The organism is Streptomyces sp. NPDC021093, from assembly GCF_044333135.1.
Lineage (GTDB): Bacteria > Actinomycetota > Actinomycetes > Streptomycetales > Streptomycetaceae > Streptomyces.
Genome location: NZ_JBIRQJ010000020.1, coordinates 1 through 19,817 on the forward strand (window position 1 = coordinate 1; position 19,817 = coordinate 19,817).

Genomic DNA, 19,817 nt, shown 5'->3' on the forward strand with positions numbered 1-19,817 from the left:
GGAAGCTAAGCCTTTCCGCGCCGATGGTACTGCAGGGGGGACCCTGTGGGAGAGTAGGACGCCGCCGAACAATCATTGTGGGAAAGCCCCGCACCAGGTAACTGGTGCGGGGCTTTTCTGCGTTTACGGCCAGGTGGAGTCCTTCGGCTCCGCTCTGACGTGAGAACGCTAGAGGCGACCGGTTGCTTTGAGAGCGAGATAGGCATCGGCGAGAGCGGGTGCCAGGTTTTCGGGGGTGGCGTCCACGACAGTGACCCCGTGACGCTTGAGTTTCTCTGCGGTCCGTTGGCGTTCTTCCTGGGCCTGAGCGCCGGCTGCGGCTTCGTATACAGACTCGATCGAGCCCCGGGCAGCGGCCATTTCCTCAATGCGGGGATCAGCCACCGAAGCGACGAGGACCGTGTGGCGTTGGGTGAGCTGAGAGAGGACGGGGAGAAGACCCTCTTCCACCGGAGCGGCTTCGAGGTTGGTCAGGATGATGATGAGAGAACGACGGGGAGCGCAGGCCAGAGCCGTAGCGCTGAGTCCACGGGTATCGGATTCCACCAGCTCCGATTCCAGCGGTGCCATGGCATTGACCAGAGCGGGAAGAAGCTCGCCTGCCGACCGGCCCTGGACCTGGGCGCGCGTACGGCGGTCGTAGGCGAGGAGGTCTACCCGGTCGCCGGCGCGTGAAGCCAGCGCTGCCAGTAGCAGAGCCGCGTCCATGGAGGCGTCGAGGCGGGGGACGTCGCCCACGCGGCCTGCTGAGGTGCGGCCGGTGTCCAGGACCAACAGGATGTGGCGGTCTCGTTCCGGGCGCCAGGTGCGGACCGCGACCGTGTTGTGGCGCGCGGTTGCACGCCAGTCGATGGAGCGGGTGTCGTCGCCGGGTACGTAGTCCCGGAGGCTGTCGAATTCGGTGCCTTCGCCGCGGGTCAACACGCTGGTACGGCCGTCAAGTTCACGTAGCCGGGCCAGCTTGGAAGGAAGGTGCTTCCGGCTGGTGAAGGGAGGCAGGACACGCAAGTTCCACGGGACCTCGTGACTGCCCTGACGGGTGGCCAGACCCAGGGGGCCGTACGAGCGCACGGTGATGCGCTGCGCCTGGCGGTCGCCCCGTCGGGTGGGACGCAACTCCGTGGTGAGGCGCCGGCGTTCGCCGGACGGGATGGTCACCGTGTGGCGGGAGGCGGCGAATTCGGTACCGGGTTTCCAGCTGCTGGGCGGCCAGGCGTCGCGGATGTGGGCGCGCAGGCGTCGCGGAGCAGGGTTGGTGACGGTGAGTTGGACTGTGGCGGTTTCTCCGAGTCGAACGGATGTGTCACCGGTTCGGGTGAATTGAAGCTTTCGCACTGGCGCGGCGAGAGCGTAGTCGCACAGAATTGCGAGTGTGAGGGGCGCGTTGATCGCGAGGATCCCCGACCAGTTCGGCGCGAGGATGCCGACGGGGAGGGAGCCGAGGGCGGCGAGCAGCGCGGTTCGTCCGGTGAGGGCCATGGTCGCCGGCGCTCAGCGGGGGACGGGGACGTGGGCGAGGACGGAGGTGATGACGGAGTCGGGGGTGACGCCCTCCATCTCCGCTTCGGGGCGGAGCTGGATGCGGTGGCGGAGTGTGGGGAGGGCGAGCGCCTTCACGTCGTCGGGGATGACGTAGTCCCTGCCGGTGAGCCAGGCCCAGGCGCGGGCAGTGGAGAGCAGGGCAGTGGCGCCTCGCGGGGAGACGCCGAGAGTCAGTGAGGGGGATTCACGGGTGGCACGGCAGATATCGACGACATAGCCGGTGATCTCGGGCGACACCGAGGTCTTGGCGACGGCGGACCGGGCGGCTTCCAGGTCCGCGGGACCGGCGACGGGACGTACGCCCGCTGCTTTGAGGTCTCGGGGGTTGAAGCCTTCCGCGTGGCGGGTCAGGACGTCGATCTCGTCCTGGCGGCCGGGGAGGGGGACGGTGAGCTTCAGGAGGAAGCGGTCCAGTTGCGCTTCGGGGAGGGGGTAGGTGCCTTCGTACTCGACCGGGTTCTGGGTCGCGGCGACCAGGAAGGGGTCGGGCAGGAGGCGCGAGACGCCGTCGAGGGTGACCTGGCGTTCTTCCATCGCTTCGAGAAGGGAGGCCTGGGTCTTGGGCGGAGTGCGGTTGATTTCGTCGGCGAGGAGGAGGTTGGTGAAGACCGGGCCTGGCTGAAAGGAGAACTCGGCGGAGCGGGCGTCATAGACCAGGGAACCGGTGACGTCGCTGGGCATCAGGTCGGGGGTGAACTGGACGCGCTTGGTGTCGAGTTCGAGGGACGCGGCCAGGGCACGCACCAGCAGGGTTTTGGCGACGCCGGGGACTCCTTCGAGGAGGACGTGGCCGCGGCAGAGGAGGGCGACGACGAGGCCGGTGACCGCCGGGTCCTGACCGACCACGGCCTTGGCGATCTCGGTACGCAGAGCCTCCAGGGAGGCACGGGCGCTGTCGGGGGTCTCGGCGGGGATCTCTGCGTGCTGGGCGCTCATGAGGCGCGGACCTCTCTTTCGAGGGCGTCGAGTTCGTCTGCCAGGCGGATGAGGCCGGCGTTGTCGGACGGGGCGGGGCCGAAGAGGAGGGAGTTGAGGTCTTTGGAGGTATGGGGGAGGTGAGAGGAGACGGATGGGAGGAGGGCGGCCGGTGAGTGGGAGTGGGCAGCTGGGACGCCCAGGAGGGAGGCGAGGCGGGTGCGGGTGGCGGTGCGCAGGGCCGAGGAGGCCCGGTCGCGGGCGTTGGCCTTGAGATAGAGACGTGCGCGGCCCTCCGTGGTCTCGGAGGCGCGGACGGCGACGGGCAGACGTTCCGTCACCAGGGGACCGAGACGGCGGGCTCGCCACAGGGCGGCGAGCACGGCGGCCAGGGCGAGTTGGAGGGTTCCCCAGAGCCAGCCGGGCGGGACCTGGGAGAGGAAGCCGTTGGTGGTGTCGGTGCTGGAGCGGGGTTCGCCGTCGGGGTCGGTGGCGTCGCTCGCTGACGGGTCGTTGAGGGAGGGGAGGTACCAGACGAGATGGGGTCGGGAGCCGAGGAGTTGGAGGGCGAGCGAGGCGTTGCCCTGGTGGGCGAGACGCTCGTTGTGGAGAGGGTCGGGGGCGCCGAGGAGGATCGTGTCGCCGGTGGAGGCGTTGAGGCGCAGCAGGGAGGGGCGGCCCTCGACGGGGTAACAGGCGTCGTGAGGTGCGTCGGTGGTGTAGCGGATGCCGCCGAGTTCCGCGGTACCGGCGGTGGTTGCCGCGGGCAGGGCGCAGCGGGGCTCGCGGGTGGTGACGGGTACCGACGTCGGTGCGGCGCGTACGCCCGGGGCGAGGGTGGGGACCGAAGGGGGGCCTGCGGCGACGAGGACGGTGCGGCCGCCGGAAGGAGCGGTGGCGCGGTGGAGCTCGGTCTGCTGGGACCGGGTGAGGAGGTTCGGGGAGGTGACGAGGAGGGTGGTGTCGGAGCCGGCAGCAGCGGTGGCTTCGGCGAGGGTGGTGACGACGCGGGTGGAGACGCCGCGGTCCTTGAGGAGTTCGGCGACGGCGCGGCTGCCCTGGGGGTCGGCGGAGCGGGGGTCGAGACGGCCGTGTTGCTCACCGGACTGGAGTACGGCGATGACGATGCCCGCAGTGAGGAGGACGCCGAGGACGAGGAGCAGGCCGCGGGTGCGCTTCCACACTTGGCGGGGAGTGGGGGAGACCGAGGTGGAGGGCGGCGCCGTGGTGCTGGTCATTCGGCGGCTCCATGGGGAGAGGCGCCGGACAAGGACGGCTTCGTACGGTCGAGGTCGAGGTCCAGTTCGCGCAGGCGCAGGTATGCGGGCTCGTCGGCGGTGCGGTCGCCGTATGTGACGTCGTCGAAGGTGCGGGCGGCGGCGTGCAGGCGGGCGGCGTGGTCGGGCAGGGTGCGGCCGACGTCGGCAGCGGCCTCGTCGGCAGTGCGGCCGGGGCGCGGGTCGAGGAGGGTGCGTTCTTCGAGGGAGCGGACGATGGCGCGCATCCGTTCCTGGACCGCCGGGTTCCAGCGGTGGGCGGAGGCGTGTGCGTCGGCGGCGGTGCGGTGTTCGGCGGCGCTGCGCGGGCCGTCGTCGAAGAGGGAGGCGGGGGAAGCGGGGGTGCGGCTCGGGGTACCGAGCCGCCACCACAGGCCGAGGATCAGCAGGGCGACGACCACAACGATGACGACCAGGCCGAGCGTGCCCCCGGGAGTTGCCCCGGAGGCCGCGTCGAAGAGGTTGCCGATCCATTCCCAGAGACGGTCGAGCGCGCGCTGGAGGAGGTTGGGGTCGTTCTCGTGGTACATCGGGTGGGACAGTTCGCGCTCCGCGGCTTCGCGGGCCGGGACGCGAGGGATGTCCACGGGAGGGTCGTCAGCCGTACGAACCCGCAGCAGTGTCGCAGTGTCCCCCGTCACCGACACCGGTGAATCAGCTCCCTGGAGTCTGGTCGGCGGGCTGTTCGGTGCCGTGGCCGGGGAGGCCTGCGGCGCGGGCGAGGTCCAGGTCGAGGGCTTCGCGGCGGATCCGCTGGTCGATGTAGAGCAGGACCGTCACCCCGGCGGTGAGCGGGTAGGTGATGGAGGCGGCGATCACCGATCCGATGCCGCTGATGATGAGGAAGCCCCAGCCGAAGTTCGGGTCGGCACCCTTGAGGAGGTTGCCGAAGCCGTCGCCGTCGACGAGCACGGCGATGAAGCCGAAGAACATTCCGATGATCATCGTCACGACGAAGGTCAGGAGCATCGTCAGCAGCATGATGCCGAAGACCCGCCACCAGGCGCCCCGGACCAGCTTCGCCGAGCGGCGCAGGGACTGGACGATGCCCTGACGTTCCAGCATCAGCGCCGGGGGAGCGAGGAAGAAGCGCACCATCAGCCAGATGGCGACGACGAATGCCGCGAGCCCGCCGAGTGCGGCGAAGGCCGCGCCGCCGGCGGAACCGATCAGGATGCCCGGCACCAGACCCACGGCCATGATCGCGAGGGCGCCGATGGGGAACAGCAGGGTGAGGCCGAGCAGCGGGACCAGCCGGGGCCTGGCCTCGCGCCACGCGTCGGAGAGATTCACCGGGCGGCCGAGCACGGACCGGCTGACCACGATGGTCAGCAGTGCCGTCGTGAAGAGCGTTCCGATGAGGCCGATCAAGGTGGTCGGGCCCATGCTGATCAGGGTGCTCTGCATCGACTCGCCGAGCTGGCGGACGGCCTCCGTCGGGTCGGCGTTCGGGTCGATGGTGACCGGCTCGGGCAGCAGATAGCGCTGGACCAGGATCTCCGCGATCTGCATGAGGACGGCGACGGTGACCGTCACTCCGAGCACCGTGCGCCAGTGGGCGCGCATCGTGGACACGGCACCGTCGAGGATGTCGCCGACGCCGAGTGGACGGAGCGGGATCACGCCCGGCTTGGCGGCGGGCGGCGGGCCGCCCCAGCCGCCCGGGCCCGGGGGTGTTCCCCAGCCGCCGGCCTGCTGCGGACCCTTCCAGCCCTGCCGGGGCGGGGTCTGGGCGTGGCTGCGCGGTGGGGCGGCGCCCGGCGCGGACCACTGGCCCGCGGGCGGCTGTTCCTTCGACCACTTCGAGGCGGGTGCCTGGTCGGCGTCCCGCTCGTCGGCGGGCTCGGCGGCCCCGGAGTTCTCCGGGGGACGGCCGTCGGAGGGGGCGGGTCCGGGCGAGGCCCAGCCCGGAGAGTCATTCATCGTCGCTCCTTCACGGTGCCCGTCCGCATGTGCGGCGGCAGGTTGGCAGCCATCGTGCCACGGGAGGTGCGTCGGCGGACCGGCCCCCGTACGCGCTCTCTCCCCTCGGCACCTTCAATTGTCGGTGCGGTACGGGGCAGACTGGGCGGATGGCTGATCAGGACGCACACAGCACGGTGGGCGCAGAACCGTCCGCACTGCCCTCGCTGCGATGGGAGGAGCCGCCGGAGGGGCCGGTGCTGGTGCTCCTCGACCAGACCCGGTTGCCGATGGAGGAAGCGGAGCTGGTCTGTACGGACGTGCCCGCCCTGGTGCAGGCAATACAGACCCTCGCGGTACGGGGTGCCCCGCTGCTCGGCATCGCCGGAGCGTACGGGGTGGCGCTCGCCGCCAGACGCGGGTTCGACGTGGACGACGCGGCGGCGCTGCTGGCGGGTGCGCGGCCCACCGCGGTCAACCTCGGATACGGAGTGCGGTGGGCCCTCGGGGCGTACCGGGAGGCTCTGGAGAAGGGGGCGGGGGACGCCGGAGCTGCCACGGCGGCGCTGGATGCCGCCCGGGAGCTGCACCGGGCGGACGCCGAGGCCAGTGCGGCGATGGCCGGGCACGGGCTCGCGTTCCTCGACGAGCTGCTGCCCGGCGGCAGCCATCGCATCCTGACCCACTGCAATACCGGGGCGCTGGTCTCCGGCGGCGAGGGCACGGCGTTCGCCGTGGCGCTGGCGGCGCACCGGGCGGGTCGGCTGCGGCGGCTGTGGGTGGACGAGACGCGGCCGCTCCTGCAGGGGGCGCGGCTCACCGCGTACGAGGCGGCGCGCAATTCGATGGCGTACACCCTGCTTACGGACAACGCGGCCGGCTCGCTGTTCGCGGCGGGTGAGGTGGATGCCGTGCTGATCGGGGCGGACCGGATCGCGGCCGACGGTTCGGTGGCGAACAAGGTGGGGAGCTATCCGCTCGCGGTGCTGGCCAAGTACCACCACGTGCCGTTCCTGGTGGTCGCGCCGTTGACCACGGTGGATCTGGACACGGCGGGCGGAGCGGCCATCGAGGTGGAGCAGCGGCCCGGGTCGGAAGTGACGGAATTCACCGCGGGGCTCTCGGCGACGGGTGCGGAAGGAGGCGGCGGACTGGTGGTGGCACCGCTCGGGACGCAGGCGTACAACCCCGCCTTCGACGTGACGCCGCCGGATCTGGTGACGGCGATCGTCACCGAGGAGGGCGTCGTTTCACCGGTGACCGGGACCGCTCTCGCAGAGCTGTGTGCCAGGTCACGACGGGCAACGATGAGCTAATGGGATGATGGCGTTTATGAAAGGTCGCGTTCTTGTAGTTGACGACGACACCGCACTCGCCGAGATGCTCGGCATTGTGTTGCGTGGAGAAGGTTTTGAGCCGTCGTTCGTCGCCGACGGTGACAAAGCGCTGGCTGCGTTCAGGGAGGCCAAGCCGGACCTGGTGCTGCTGGACCTCATGCTGCCCGGACGGGACGGCATTGAGGTGTGCCGGCTGATCCGGGCCGAGTCCGGAGTGCCGATCGTCATGCTCACGGCGAAGAGCGACACCGTCGATGTGGTGGTCGGTCTTGAGTCCGGTGCCGACGACTACATCGTCAAGCCGTTCAAGCCCAAGGAGCTCGTCGCCCGGATCCGGGCGAGGCTGAGGAGGTCGGAGGAGCCCGCGCCGGAACAGCTGGCCATCGGTGACCTGGTCATCGACGTGGCCGGTCACTCGGTGAAGCGGGAGGGCCAGTCGATCGCACTGACCCCGCTGGAGTTCGACCTGCTGGTCGCGCTGGCCCGCAAGCCCTGGCAGGTGTTCACCCGTGAGGTGCTGCTGGAGCAGGTCTGGGGATACCGGCACGCCGCGGACACCCGGCTGGTCAACGTCCATGTGCAGCGGCTGCGCTCCAAGGTCGAGAGGGACCCGGAGCGCCCGGAGATCGTCGTGACCGTGCGCGGTGTCGGCTACAAGGCCGGACCGAGCTGACATGAACCGAGGCAGCGCTGCTCCGAAGCCCGGGGAGCCGGGAGGCCGTACGGAGCGGGCTGCGGGACCGGGACCCGGACCTGGAGCCGACCCCGGACCTGGTCCGGGACCCGGTGCTTCTGGTCGTCCCGGGCGTCGTACGTCCCGGGCCGGCCGACTGCTCCAGGGCGGTCGGCTGCTCCAGGACGGGGCGCCCGGCGGGCCCGTGCTGCGTCTCGTCGTACGACTGGTGCGGCGTCCGCTGCTGCCGGCCGTACGGCTGTGGCGGCGCAACATTCAGTTGCGGGTGGTTGCCGCGACCCTGCTGATGTCGCTCGGAGTGGTGCTGCTGCTCGGCTTCGTCGTCATCAGCGCAGTGAAGAACGGGCTGCTCAACTCGAAGCTGGAGGCGGCTCAGAACCAGGCCCGCGGCGGTTTCGCCGCGGCCCAGGAGCGGGCCAGTGCCCCGGCGGACCCAGGCGGCCAGGAGGGCGAGAGCCCCGATCACAAGGCCGACCGCCGCAATGCCGCGAACTGGCGCTCCGACCTGGTGGAACAGCTCGCCAGCGGTGGCCAGAAGGCCTTCAACGTGGTGGCGCTCAGCGCCGTCTCCGACGAGGAGACCAGTCAGCCCGGACCGCGTGCCTCGGGCGGTGTCGACCCTCTGGCGAGCGTGCCGCAGGATGTGCGCGACGCCGTCGACGAGGGCGCCGAGGCGTATCAGCGGTACGTACGGATCGTCTACAGCAACGACGCACAGCCGTCCGAGCCCGGCCTGATCGTGGGCAAGCGGCTGAACGACGTGAGCGGGCAGCCGTACCAGCTCTACTACCTCTTCCCGCTGGCGCAGGAGGAGGCTTCGCTCAAGGTCGTCAAGAACACGCTGACGACCGCCGGACTGTTCGTGGTGGTCCTGCTCGGGGCGATCGCCTGGCTGGTGGTACGGCAGGTCGTGACGCCCGTACGGATGGCTGCCGGGGTCGCCGAGAGGCTCTCCGCGGGGCGCCTCCAGGAACGTATGAAGGTCACCGGCGAGGACGACATCGCGCGCCTCGGCGAGGCCTTCAACAAGATGGCGCAGAACCTGCAGCTGAAGATCCAGCAGCTGGAGGACCTGTCGCGGATGCAGCGGCGGTTCGTCTCCGACGTGTCGCACGAGCTGCGGACCCCGCTGACGACGGTACGGATGGCTGCCGACGTCATTCATGACGCCAAGGAAGACTTCGATCCCGTGACGGCGCGCTCGGCGGAGCTGCTGGTCGGGCAGATCGATCGTTTTGAGTCATTGCTCGCCGACCTGCTGGAGATCAGCCGCTTCGATGCCGGCGCCGCGGCCCTGGAGGCCGAGCCGATAGATCTGCGTGAGGTCGTACGGCGTGTGATCGACGCGGCGGAGCCCCTGGCCGAGCGCAAGGGCAGCGTCGTCCGGGTCGTCGGGGACGAGCAGCCCGTGGTCGTCGAGGCCGATGCCCGGCGGGTCGAGCGGGTGCTGCGCAACCTCGTCGTCAACGCTGTCGAGCACGGCGAGGGACGGGATGTGGTGGTACGGCTGGGGGCCGCCGGAGGCGCTGTCGCCGTCGCCGTACGGGACTACGGCGTGGGGCTGAAGCCCGGAGAGGCGACCCGGGTGTTCAGCCGCTTCTGGCGGGCGGACCCGGCACGCGCGCGCACCACCGGCGGCACCGGGCTCGGCCTGTCGATCGCCGTCGAGGACGCCCGGCTGCACGGCGGGTGGCTGCAGGCCTGGGGCGAGCCCGGCGGTGGATCGCAGTTCCGGCTGACCCTGCCTCGCACGGTCGACGAGCCGCTGCGCGGATCGCCCATACCGCTGGAGCCGGAGGACTCCCGGCGCGCGCGTGCGCGCGTGGCGGAGGCGGAGCGGGCGGGCAGTGGTTCGGACGGTGCGAACACCCGGCTGGCCACCGTGCCCGTACAGCCGATGGGGGAGCGGAGGTCCGGACCGATATCCCCGCCCCGTACGGCCACCGTGCCTGCGGCGGATCCGACGGCGCTGCCCGGCAGCGGTGCACGGGTGGTGTCGCGACGGGCGGGGGACGAGCCGCGTGACGGTCACGGCGACGGCGGAAACAGTGACGGCAGTGGCGACGGCAACAGTGACGGCGGCAGCGGCGACAGCAGCGGTGGCTACGGCGGCGACGGCCGCGCGACGGGCGAGAGCGCGCCGCAGGACATGGACCGGGAGGACATTCCGCGTGGGCGTTGAGCGTCGTGGCAGCGGCAGTGGCAGGAGTGACGGCGCCGGCAGGAACGGTGGCGCCGGGAGCAGTGGTGGCGCCGCTAGCAGTGGTGGTCCGGAGCGTGGCCGGAAAGCGACCGTCCTCGTGGTGGCCGCCGGACTGCTGATGACCGCCGTGGGCTGCGGGTCGATGCCCGACCACGGGGACGTACGCGAGGTCAAGGGTCCCCAGGCGGTCGACTCCCAGGTACGGGTCTACAGCGTGCCGCCGCGCTCCGGGGCCAGGCCGGACGAGATCGTCGAAGGCTTCCTGGAGGCGATGAAGAGCGACGACCCCGGGTTCGACACCGCCCGCAAGTACCTGACGAAGAGCGCCTCCAGGGAGTGGAACCCGAGCGAGGCCACGGCTGTGCTGGACGAAGGCCCGAGCAGGCAGGAGCCGTCGGTCCGGGACAACGGGGCGACGCCCGTGTACACGCTCACCGGACGGCAGGTCGCGCTCCTCGACAAGCAGAGCGCCTACCAGCCCGCCAAGAAGCAGTACAGCCAGAAGCTCCGCCTGGTCAGGGAGAAGGGTTCCGACAAGAAGCCGGACAGCGGCGAGTGGCGCATCGACACACCGCCGAAGGGACTGGTGCTCGGTGCGTCCGACTTCCAGCGCATCTTCCGGTCCGTCAACAAGTACTACTTCGCGTCGGACTCGGCGACCATCGACCCCAAGGAGCGGTGGCTCGTCGCCGACCCCGTGTACGTACGCAAGCGGACCGACCCGCAGTCCCGGCTGGACCCCGTGGCGCAGGCTGTCACGGCTCTGCTGGACGGCCCCTCCAACTGGCTGAAGCCCGTGGTCAGTTCGCGCTTCCCCACCGGTGCCACCCTCAAGGGCGGCGTCAAGGCCCTGACGATCGGCGACCACAACTCGCTCAAGGTGCCGCTCAACGCGAAGGCGGCGAACGTCAATCACCGGGGCTGCATGGAAATGGCCGCCCAACTGCTCTTCACGCTCCGGGACCTGACGTCCACGTCGAGGCTCGAACAGGTGGAGATCGAGGACAGCGAGGAGTCCCAGCTGTGCGTACTCACCGGCGACCAGGCCGGCGCGTACGCACCGGGCGGCAGTTCCAGGACCCCCGACTTCCAGTACTTCCTGAACGACAAGCAGCGTCTGGTGCGGATCCCCAACGATCCCAACGACGTGGACACCAATGAGGCGAAGCCCGTCCCGGGGGCGCTCGGTGAGAACGGTCCGCAGCTGAAGTCGGTCGGTGTGTCGCGGGACGAGAGGTACGTCGCGGGAGTGTCGGCCGACGGGCACCACCTGCGGGTCGCTTCGATGGCGGCCGGCAGTGGTGCCCCCGACCCGCTGTACACCAGCAAGGCGAAGACCAAGGAACCGCTGTCCGCGCCCAGTTGGGACAGTCGCAACGACCTGTGGATCGCGGACCGGGACCCGAAGGCGCCGCGGCTGCTGCGCATGGCGGACGGCACGGGCAAGCCCGAGGAGATCCCGGTCGAGGGCCTCGGTGACGGGTACGTCGACTCGCTGCGGGTGTCGGCCGACGGAGTGCGCATCGCGCTGCTGGTGGTCGACGAGAAGGGCCGCAAAACGCTGCGGGTGGGCCGGATCGAGCGTCGCGGCGCGGGGGAGGAGAGCGCGGTCGCGGTCGTCGGACTGCGGGCCGGCGCACCGCAGATGGAGCAAGTGACCGCCATGTCCTGGGCGGGGCACAGCAGGCTGGTCGTGGTGGGTCGGGAGAAGGACGGGGTCCAGCAGATGCGGTACGTCCAGACCGACGGCTCCACGTCGGCCGCGGGTCTCCTGCCCGGCGCCAACCAGGTGACGGCGGTCGCCGCGTCGGACGTGGACCGGTTCCCGTTGCTGGCGCAGTCGCAGGAGGACGGCATTCTGCGCCTGTACCCCGGGGCCAACTGGAAGACGGTGGCACGGGAGGGGTCGCTTCCGGTCTACCCGGGGTAGCGGGGGCCGTTTCTGGTCTGTCCGGGGCGGCACGGGGTCGCTCTCGGTCCTCCCGGGGCGGTGGACCGATGCTCCGACTCACTGTTTTCCACAGGGAGTTGAGGGTCTTCGGCAGGTTTTCCACAGGAGTGGCACGGTCTTGGCGGCCGTGGGCACAGTGGAGGCATGCGAGAACTACGGGGATGGTGGCGGGAATTCGCCGGTCTGGTGCTGCCGGTGGCCTGCGGCGGCTGCGGCAGGCCACGCGCACCGTCGGGTGTGTGCGAGGAGTGCGCGGGCGCGCTGTACGGGGGTCGGCCGGGGCGGGTGCGGCCCGCGCCGGAGCCGGCGGGACTGCCCGCCGTCCACGCGGCGGCACGGTACGAGGACGCGCCGCGTGCGGTGCTGCTCGCGCACAAGGAACGGGGCGCGCTGGGGCTGGCACGGCCGCTCGGGGCCGCATTGGCGGGGGCGGTGCGCAGCGCAGTGAACGACCCCGTCCGAGGCGGCGGGGACGGGGCTGCGGGTGCCGGGGGAGGGGCCGCGGACGGTGTGGACGAGGCTGCTGACGGCGTGACGAGTGGGGCGGGGGTGGCGTATCCCCGGCCCGGATGGGTAAACGGTCCAGCAGTGGACGCGACGCAGGAGCTGGTACTGGTGCCCGTGCCGTCCGCGCGGCGTTCGGTCGGCGCGCGGGGGCACGACCCGGCGCGGCGGATCGCTTGTGCGGCCGCAGCCGAGCTGCGCCGGAGCGGGACACCGGCCAGGGTCGCGCCGGTCCTGCGGCAGCGGCGCACGGTGGACGACCAGGCGGGCCTGAGTGCCCGGCAGCGGCTGGTGAACCTGTCCGGGGCCCTGGAAGTGGTGGCGGGTGGCCGCAGGCTGCTGGAGGGCGGCCGGGTGGTCCTGGTGGACGACCTCATGACCACGGGTGCGTCGCTCGTGGAGGCGGCTCGGGCCTTGGCAGCACCGGCCGGAGTACCGGAACGTGCCGTACCAGGACGCCGAGTACCGGTACGGAGATCGACGGGGCGAAGACCCGGAAATACCGGAAACCGGGGTCCTGTCGCTGCGGTTGTCGCGGCTCCGCCGATATCTTTCGAAATAAACTGGAACTGAACGGGAACTTGCATCGTTGCAGGTAGTGAGAGGGAAAAACCACCTGAACGGAGGTACGCGCCGGTAGCGGGTGCCGACACCCGGCCGGGCGGGCTATGTTCAGAAGTGAGGAATAGCGGTTGCTGTGCCTCACTTATTGCACTGCCGTGCTTCAGGTTTTCCCTCGCACCCCGAGAATTCGGGGGTGTGGATCTTCCCGACGGGGGAGGAGGAGGTGAAGTCGCCAAGTCCGAGACTTCGGGACTGACCGGAGTCTGGTGCAAGAGGGAGACGCTCCGCCAGCGAGCGGAGCAATCCGGGAACGGAGTTCTGCGTGGACATCGTCGTCAAGGGCCGCAAGACAGAGGTACCCGAGCGGTTCCGCAAGCACGTGGCGGAGAAGCTCAAGCTGGAGAGGATCCAGAAGCTCGACGGCAAGGTGATCAGCCTCGACGTGGAGGTGTCCAAGGAGCCGAATCCGAGGCAGGCGGACCGCTCGGACCGTGTGGAGATCACGGTTCACGGGCGAGGGCCCGTCATCAGGGCAGAGGCGTCGGCGGGCGACCCGTACGCGGCGCTCGACCTGGCGACCGGCAAGCTGGAGGCGCGGCTGCGGAAGCAGCACGACAAGCGCCACACCCGCCGCGGCACCGGCCGCCTGTCCGCCGCAGAGGTCGGCGCGACGGTGCACGATGCGGCGGTCATCGACGGAGACGGCCGTCTCGCCGTGGACCAGGCCGAGTCGGACACGTCCGTACCCACGAAGAAGATCGGTTCGCTCGAAGTACAGGGCGACGGGCCGCTGGTGGTCCGCGAGAAGACCCATGTCGCCGCACCCATGTCGCTCGACCAGGCGCTCTACGAGATGGAGCTGGTCGGGCACGACTTCTACCTCTTCGTCGAGGCGGAGACGAAGGAGCCCAGTGTCGTCTACCGGCGGCATGCGTACGACTACGGAGTCATCCGCCTGAACACGGACCCGCTTGCCGATTCCGAAGCCGGCGGTGCGGGTGGCGCACTCGGCGGCTGACCGTCAGGGCGGCGGCGCCCGGCGCGCCGTGCCACCTGGTGATGGTGCCCCCGGAGAGCGTGTGCGCCTCCGGGGGCACCCTCGTGTGCGTCCTGAAGAGGCCGTTCCGTCGCACGGGCATGGAATCATGTCACCGCAAGTCAAGAGGTGCTCTGCGGACTGTGGTTGGCGCAGCACATGAACTTCGGGCCATGGTCTCAGCGGCCTCAGGGGGAGGAACGATGGCGGACAGCTTCGGTCCGGTGCAGAGCGGCCGATACGCCCGCGGCGCCGACCGCGTCGCCGATGCCGAGACGGACACGGACGTGGGCGGGTCCCGCAAGGAGCCGATCAGGGTTCTCGTGGTGGACGACCATGCGCTCTTCCGGCGGGGGCTGGAGATCGTTCTCGCCCAGGAGGAGGACATCCAGGTCGTCGGTGAGGCCGGGGACGGGGCCGAGGCCGTGGACAAGGCGGCCGATCTGCTGCCGGACATCGTGCTGATGGACGTACGGATGCCCAAGCGGGGCGGGATCGAGGCGTGCACCTCGATCAAGGAGGTGGCCCCCAGCGCCAAGATCATCATGCTGACGATCAGCGACGAGGAGGCCGACCTCTACGACGCGATCAAGGCCGGTGCCACGGGATATCTGCTGAAGGAGATCTCGACGGACGAGGTCTCCACGGCGATCCGGGCGGTGGCGGACGGCCAGTCGCAGATCAGCCCCTCCATGGCGTCGAAGCTGCTGACCGAGTTCAAGTCGATGATCCAGCGCTCCGACGAGCGGAGACTGGTACCGGCGCCCCGGCTCACGGACCGGGAACTGGAAGTACTGAAGCTCGTCGCCACCGGGATGAACAACCGGGACATCGCCAAGGAGCTGTTCATCTCGGAGAACACCGTGAAGAACCACGTGCGCAACATCCTGGAGAAGCTGCAGCTGCACTCCCGGATGGAGGCCGTGGTCTACGCGATGCGCGAGAAGATCCTCGAAATCCGCTGACCCCGAAGCCCGTGGGCCCCACGGCTAGCCGAGCTCATGCCGCAGGGGTTTGTGCAGCTCGGAGGGGGTGGTGCGGTCCACCCGCAGCTCCGTGCAGCCGACCCAGGAGGCTGCTTCCCGGAGGGCCTTCGCCATGGCGGGGACGGCCTTCGGAGAGTCCAGTGAGACCTGCCGGGCAACCAGAGTGGTGCCCTCCCGGGCCGGGTCCGCACGTCCCAGCAACCGGCCGCCCGAGAGCAGCGGCATCGCGAAGTACCCGTGGATGCGCTTCGGTTTGGGGACGTACGCCTCCAGGCGGTGCGTGAAACCGAAGATGCGTTCCGTGCGCGGGCGGTCCCAGATCAGGGAGTCGAAGGGCGACAGCAGTGTCGTGCGGTGCCGGCCGCGCGGGGCGGTGGCCAGGGCCTCCGGGTCCGCCCAGGCGGGCTTCCCCCAGCCCTCGACCTCGACCGGAACCAGGCCCGAGTCTGCGATCACCGCGTCCACCTGGGCGTTTTTCAGCCGGTGGTAGTCGGAGATGTCCTCCCGGGTGCCGACCCCCAGTGAGCGGCCGGCGAGAGCGACCAGGCGTCGTACGCACTCGGAGTCGGTCAGGTCGTCGTGCTGGAGCTCGCCGGGAATCGCGCGCTCGGCCAGGTCGTACACCCGCTTCCAGCCGCGTCGCCGGGTGCAGACCACATCGCCGTACATCAGGGCGCGCTCGACGGCGACCTTGGACTCCGACCAGTCCCACCACTCCCCGCCGTTCTTCGCGCCGCCCAATTCCGTTGCCGTGAGGGGGCCTTCGGCGTGGAGCTGTTTGATCACCCGCTCGTACGCGCCCTCCGTCAGCTCGTGGTGCCACTGCGGGCGGGAGCGGTAGGCGCGGCGGCGGAAGGCGAAGTGCGGCCACTCCTCGACGGGGAGGATGCAGGCGGCGTGCGACCAGTACTCGAAGGCGTGCGCGTCCTCGGAGTCGGGGGACCAGTACGCGGACTCGACCTTCGGGCGGTCCACCGCGCCCAGCCGGGCGTACGGAATGAGCTCGTGCGAGCGGGCCAGTACGGAGATCGTGTCGAGCTGCACCGCGCCCAGGTGCCGGAGCACGCCCCGCACTCCGGCACGGCGGTCCGGCGCCCCCACAAAACCCTGCGCGTGCAAGGCGATCCGACGTGCTTCGTCGGTGGAGAGAGCGACGGCTGCGGGCGGCTGGAAGGTCATGCCGAAAGACTAGAGGGCGGCACTGACATCGGGCTCCGGCGCCCGGCTTCCGGTGGCCGGGAGGTACGGATGCAGACCTGGCAGGCCCAGGTCCGAGGGGAGCAGCGAACCGACCCAGGCGTCGCGTGCGGTGCCCTGGTGGACCGTGGCTGCGCGCTGCACACCCTCCATGGTGAAGCCGAGCTTCCGGGCGACGGCACGCGACGGTTCGTTGCCGACCTCGGCCCGCCAGAGCAGCCGGTCGACGGCATGGGCGGCGAGGGTCCAGCGGATCACCTCCGTCGCCGCCTCGGTGACGTAACCGCGTCCTCTATGAGGCTTCGCCGTCCAGTAGCCGAGTTCCCAGGTGCCGGGCAGCAGGTGCAGGCCGACGCCGACCGCGCCGAGCAGCGGGCCGCCGCCGCGCGGACGCACCGCGAAGTGGAAGCCGGTGCCGGTGCGCAGGCCCTCGCCGGAGATCTGCTCGACGAAGAAGACGGCGTCCTTGCGCTCGTACGGCGAAGGAATGGTCGTCCAACGCAGGATGTCCGGGTCCTGGACGGTGCGCAGCACTTCGTCCGTGTCGGCGTCGGCGAAGGGCCGCAGTTCGAGGCGCCCGGTGGTCAGCACGAAGGGTTCCATGAACAGATTGTGGTCGGGGAGGGGGCGGCGGGCGAACACTTTTCGAGTGGTGCCCGGCACCTTCGGCGGGTGCCGTGCGTTCATCTGGGTACGCGTGCCGTGTGTGCACCTTGTGGATGCCGGTGCGCCTTCGTAGTGACGGACCTCCCGAGGCGGCTGGGTCCTCGCTTACGATGGCCGTTGCGGTGGGGCCCGCCTGCCGTGCCCGCGCCAAAGTCAGTACCGACCCAAAGTCACACCGACCCAGTGCACAGGCCCGACCGGCAAGGAGACCAGCCTCAGTGTCCGTCTTCAACAAGCTCATGCGTGCAGGCGAAGGCAAGATCCTGCGCAAACTGCACCGCATCGCGGACCAGGTCAACTCCATCGAAGAGGACTTCGTCAACCTCTCCGACGCCGAGTTGCGCGCCCTGACCGACGAGTACAAGCAGCGGTACGCCGACGGCGAGAGCCTCGACGACCTGATGCCCGAGGCCTTCGCGACCGTCCGCGAGGCGGCCAAGCGAGTCCTCGGCCAGAGGCACTACGACGTCCAGATGATGGGCGGCGCCGCCCTGCACCTCGGGTACGTCGCCGAGATGAAGACCGGTGAGGGCAAGACCCTCGTCGGCACGCTGCCCGCGTACCTCAACGCCCTTTCGGGCAAGGGCGTGCACCTGATCACGACGAACGACTACCTGGCCGAGCGCGACTCCGAGCTGATGGGCCGGGTGCACAAGTTCCTCGGTCTGGAAGTCGGCTGCATCATCGCCAACATGTCGCCCGCCGAGCGCCGTGCGCAGTACGCCAGCGACATCACGTACGGCACGAACAACGAGTTCGGCTTCGACTACCTCCGCGACAACATGGCGTGGTCCCAGGACGAGCTCGTCCAGCGCGGCCACAACTTCGCGATCGTCGACGAGGTCGACTCGATCCTGGTCGACGAGGCCCGTACGCCGCTGATCATCTCGGGCCCGGCCGACCAGGCCACCAAGTGGTACGGCGACTTCGCCAAGCTGGTCACCCGCCTCAAGAAGGGCGAGCCGGGCAACCCGCTGAAGGGCGTCGAGGAGACCGGCGACTACGAGGTCGACGAGAAGAAGCGCACCGTCGCCATCCACGAGCCGGGCGTCTCCAAGGTCGAGGACTGGCTCGGTATCGACAACCTCTATGAGGCGGTCAACACGCCTCTCGTCGGTTACCTCAACAACGCCATCAAGGCCAAGGAACTCTTCAAGAAGGACAAGGACTACGTCGTCATCGACGGCGAAGTCATGATCGTCGACGAGCACACCGGCCGTGTGCTGGCCGGCCGCCGCTACAACGAGGGCATGCACCAGGCGATCGAGGCGAAGGAAGGGGTGGACATCAAGGACGAGAACCAGACCCTTGCCACGATCACCCTGCAGAACTTCTTCCGCCTCTACGACGGTCTGTCCGGCATGACCGGTACGGCGATGACCGAGGCCGCCGAGTTCCACCAGATCTACAAGCTGGGCGTCGTACCGATCCCGACCAACCGGGACATGGTCCGCATCGACCAGTCCGACCTGATCTACCGCACCGAGGTCGCCAAGTTCGCGGCGGTCGTCGACGACATCGTCGAGAAGCACGAGAAGGGCCAGCCGATCCTGGTCGGCACCACCTCGGTCGAGAAGTCCGAGTACCTCTCGCAGCAGCTCGCCAAGCGCGGTGTGCAGCACGAGGTGCTCAACGCCAAGCAGCACGACCGTGAGGCGCCGATCATCGCCCAGGCCGGCCGCAAGGGCGCCGTCACCGTGGCCACGAACATGGCCGGCCGCGGTACGGACATCAAGCTCGGCGGCAACCCCGACGACCTCGCCGAGGCGGAGCTGCGTCAGCGCGGCCTCGACCCGGAGGAGCACATCGAGGAGTGGGCCGCCGCGCTGCCCGCCGCCCTGGAGAAGGCCGAGCTCGCCGTCAAGGCCGAGCACGACGAGGTCAAGGCGCTCGGCGGGCTGTACGTACTGGGCACCGAGCGGCACGAGTCCCGCCGCATCGACAACCAGCTGCGCGGCCGCTCCGGCCGTCAGGGCGACCCGGGCGAGTCCCGGTTCTACCTGTCGCTCGGCGACGACCTCATGAGGCTGTTCAAGGCCGCGATGGTCGAGCGCGTCATGGCGATGGCCAACGTCCCCGACGACGTACCGATCGAGAACAAGATGGTGACCCGCGCGATCGCGTCCGCGCAGTCGCAGGTCGAGCAGCAGAACTTCGAGACCCGCAAGAACGTCCTGAAGTACGACGAGGTGCTCAACCGGCAGCGCGAGGTCATCTACGGCGAGCGCCGCCGCGTCCTGGAGGGCGAGGACCTGCACGAGCAGATCCGGCACTTCATGGACGACACGATCGACGCGTACATCCAGGCCGAGACCGTCGAGGGCTTCTCCGAGGAGTGGGACCTGGACCGCCTGTGGAGCGCCTTCAAGCAGCTCTACCCGGTGAAGATCACCGTCGACGACCTGGAGGACGCGGCGGGCGACCGCGCCGGGATCACCGCGGAGTTCATCTCGGAGTCCGTCAAGGACGACATCTACGAGCAGTACGAGTCCCGCGAGAAGCAGCTCGGCTCGGAGATCATGCGCGAGCTGGAGCGGCGCGTGGTGCTGTCCGTGCTGGACCGCAAGTGGCGCGAGCACCTCTATGAGATGGACTACCTCCAGGAGGGCATCGGCCTCCGTGCCATGGCGCAGAAGGACCCGCTGGTCGAGTACCAGCGCGAGGGCTTCGACATGTTCAACGCCATGATGGACGGCATCAAGGAGGAGTCCGTCGGCTACCTGTTCAACCTGGAGGTCCAGGTCGAGCAGCAGGTCGAGGAGGTTCCGGTGCAGGACGCGGGTCCCTCGCTCACCAAGGAGGACGCGGTGCCCGCCGGCGTCGCGCGTCCCGAGATCCACGCCAAGGGGCTCGAAGCGCCGCAGCGGCCGGACCGGCTGCACTTCTCCGCGCCCACCGTGGACGGTGAGGGCGGGGTCGTCGAGGGAGACTTCGAGAACACGGCCGACGGGCCGACCCGCTCCGAGTCGGACGGGATGACCCGCGCCGAGCGCCGCAAGGCGCAGAAGAGCACGGGCGGGCGTCGCCGGAAGAAGTAGCTCCG

The 19,817-nt window shown here is 69.9% G+C and carries 15 protein-coding genes; 8 read left to right on the top strand and 7 right to left on the bottom strand.

The annotated features are described in order from the left end of the window. Positions 1–168: 168 nt before the first annotated feature. From ACH4SP_RS41450 to ACH4SP_RS41470, 5 genes are read right to left on the bottom strand one after another with little or no spacing between them, the layout of a single operon-like run. Positions 169–1,479 carry a DUF58 domain-containing protein gene (locus ACH4SP_RS41450; protein ID WP_398423511.1) on the bottom strand — a complete coding sequence of 437 codons (1,311 nt, stop codon included), beginning with the start codon at positions 1,477–1,479 and terminating at the stop codon, positions 169–171. Between the two features lie 12 nt (positions 1,480–1,491). After that, the gene (locus ACH4SP_RS41455) at positions 1,492–2,478 is read right to left on the bottom strand and encodes an AAA family ATPase (RefSeq protein ID WP_398423513.1); all 987 of its coding nucleotides are present in this window, start codon (positions 2,476–2,478) and stop codon (positions 1,492–1,494) included. Beyond that, positions 2,475–3,695, bottom strand: coding sequence for a DUF4350 domain-containing protein (locus tag ACH4SP_RS41460; protein WP_398423515.1), 1,221 nt, complete (start codon positions 3,693–3,695; stop codon positions 2,475–2,477). Before ACH4SP_RS41460 ends, ACH4SP_RS41455 begins: the two co-directional genes overlap by 4 nt. Then, on the bottom strand, positions 3,692–4,381 hold the full coding sequence (locus tag ACH4SP_RS41465) for a DUF4129 domain-containing protein (RefSeq protein WP_398423517.1): 690 nt from the start codon (positions 4,379–4,381) through the stop codon (positions 3,692–3,694). The genes ACH4SP_RS41460 and ACH4SP_RS41465 overlap by 4 nt, the downstream gene beginning before the upstream one ends. A gap of 7 nt (positions 4,382–4,388) precedes the next feature. Beyond that, positions 4,389–5,657, bottom strand: coding sequence for a glycerophosphoryl diester phosphodiesterase membrane domain-containing protein (locus tag ACH4SP_RS41470; protein WP_398423518.1), 1,269 nt, complete (start codon positions 5,655–5,657; stop codon positions 4,389–4,391). Between the two features lie 149 nt (positions 5,658–5,806). On the opposite strand from ACH4SP_RS41470, the gene mtnA reads away from it, so the two are divergent. From mtnA to ACH4SP_RS41505, 7 genes are all read left to right on the top strand, one after another. After that, a complete protein-coding gene (gene mtnA, locus ACH4SP_RS41475) occupies positions 5,807–6,952 on the top strand; it encodes an S-methyl-5-thioribose-1-phosphate isomerase (RefSeq protein ID WP_398423520.1) in 1,146 nt (381 codons plus the stop codon). A 4-nt stretch (positions 6,953–6,956) separates the two neighbouring features. Beyond that, entirely contained in the window at positions 6,957–7,646 is a 690-nt protein-coding gene (mtrA, locus tag ACH4SP_RS41480; protein WP_362430714.1) for a two-component system response regulator MtrA, read from the top strand. Between the two features lies 1 nt (position 7,647). Next, the gene (mtrB, locus tag ACH4SP_RS41485; RefSeq protein WP_398423523.1) at positions 7,648–9,849 is read left to right on the top strand and encodes an MtrAB system histidine kinase MtrB; all 2,202 of its coding nucleotides are present in this window, start codon (positions 7,648–7,650) and stop codon (positions 9,847–9,849) included. A gap of 139 nt (positions 9,850–9,988) precedes the next feature. Further along, positions 9,989–11,800 (top strand): LpqB family beta-propeller domain-containing protein, encoded by a 1,812-nt coding sequence (locus tag ACH4SP_RS41490; protein ID WP_398423726.1) that lies wholly within the window; start codon positions 9,989–9,991, stop codon positions 11,798–11,800. A 165-nt stretch (positions 11,801–11,965) separates the two neighbouring features. Further along, positions 11,966–12,898: a ComF family protein gene (locus tag ACH4SP_RS41495; protein ID WP_398423525.1), complete on the top strand. Its 933-nt coding sequence runs from the start codon at positions 11,966–11,968 to the stop codon at positions 12,896–12,898. A gap of 313 nt (positions 12,899–13,211) precedes the next feature. Continuing rightward, positions 13,212–13,907 (top strand): ribosome hibernation-promoting factor, HPF/YfiA family, encoded by a 696-nt coding sequence (gene hpf, locus ACH4SP_RS41500; RefSeq protein WP_398423527.1) that lies wholly within the window; start codon positions 13,212–13,214, stop codon positions 13,905–13,907. Between the two features lie 221 nt (positions 13,908–14,128). Further along, a complete protein-coding gene (locus ACH4SP_RS41505) occupies positions 14,129–14,890 on the top strand; it encodes a response regulator (protein WP_398423528.1) in 762 nt (253 codons plus the stop codon). A 24-nt stretch (positions 14,891–14,914) separates the two neighbouring features. Here ACH4SP_RS41505 and ACH4SP_RS41510 read toward each other — a convergent pair whose 3' ends face one another. Together ACH4SP_RS41510 and ACH4SP_RS41515 are read right to left on the bottom strand one after the other, a co-directional pair. After that, entirely contained in the window at positions 14,915–16,090 is a 1,176-nt protein-coding gene (locus ACH4SP_RS41510; protein WP_398423530.1) for a winged helix-turn-helix domain-containing protein, read from the bottom strand. Positions 16,091–16,099: 9 nt separating this feature from the next. Beyond that, entirely contained in the window at positions 16,100–16,711 is a 612-nt protein-coding gene (locus ACH4SP_RS41515; RefSeq protein WP_398423532.1) for a GNAT family N-acetyltransferase, read from the bottom strand. A gap of 281 nt (positions 16,712–16,992) precedes the next feature. Here ACH4SP_RS41515 and secA point away from each other — a divergent pair, with 281 nt between their 5' ends. After that, entirely contained in the window at positions 16,993–19,812 is a 2,820-nt protein-coding gene (gene secA / locus ACH4SP_RS41520) for a preprotein translocase subunit SecA (RefSeq protein WP_398423534.1), read from the top strand. Positions 19,813–19,817: the final 5 nt, after the last annotated feature.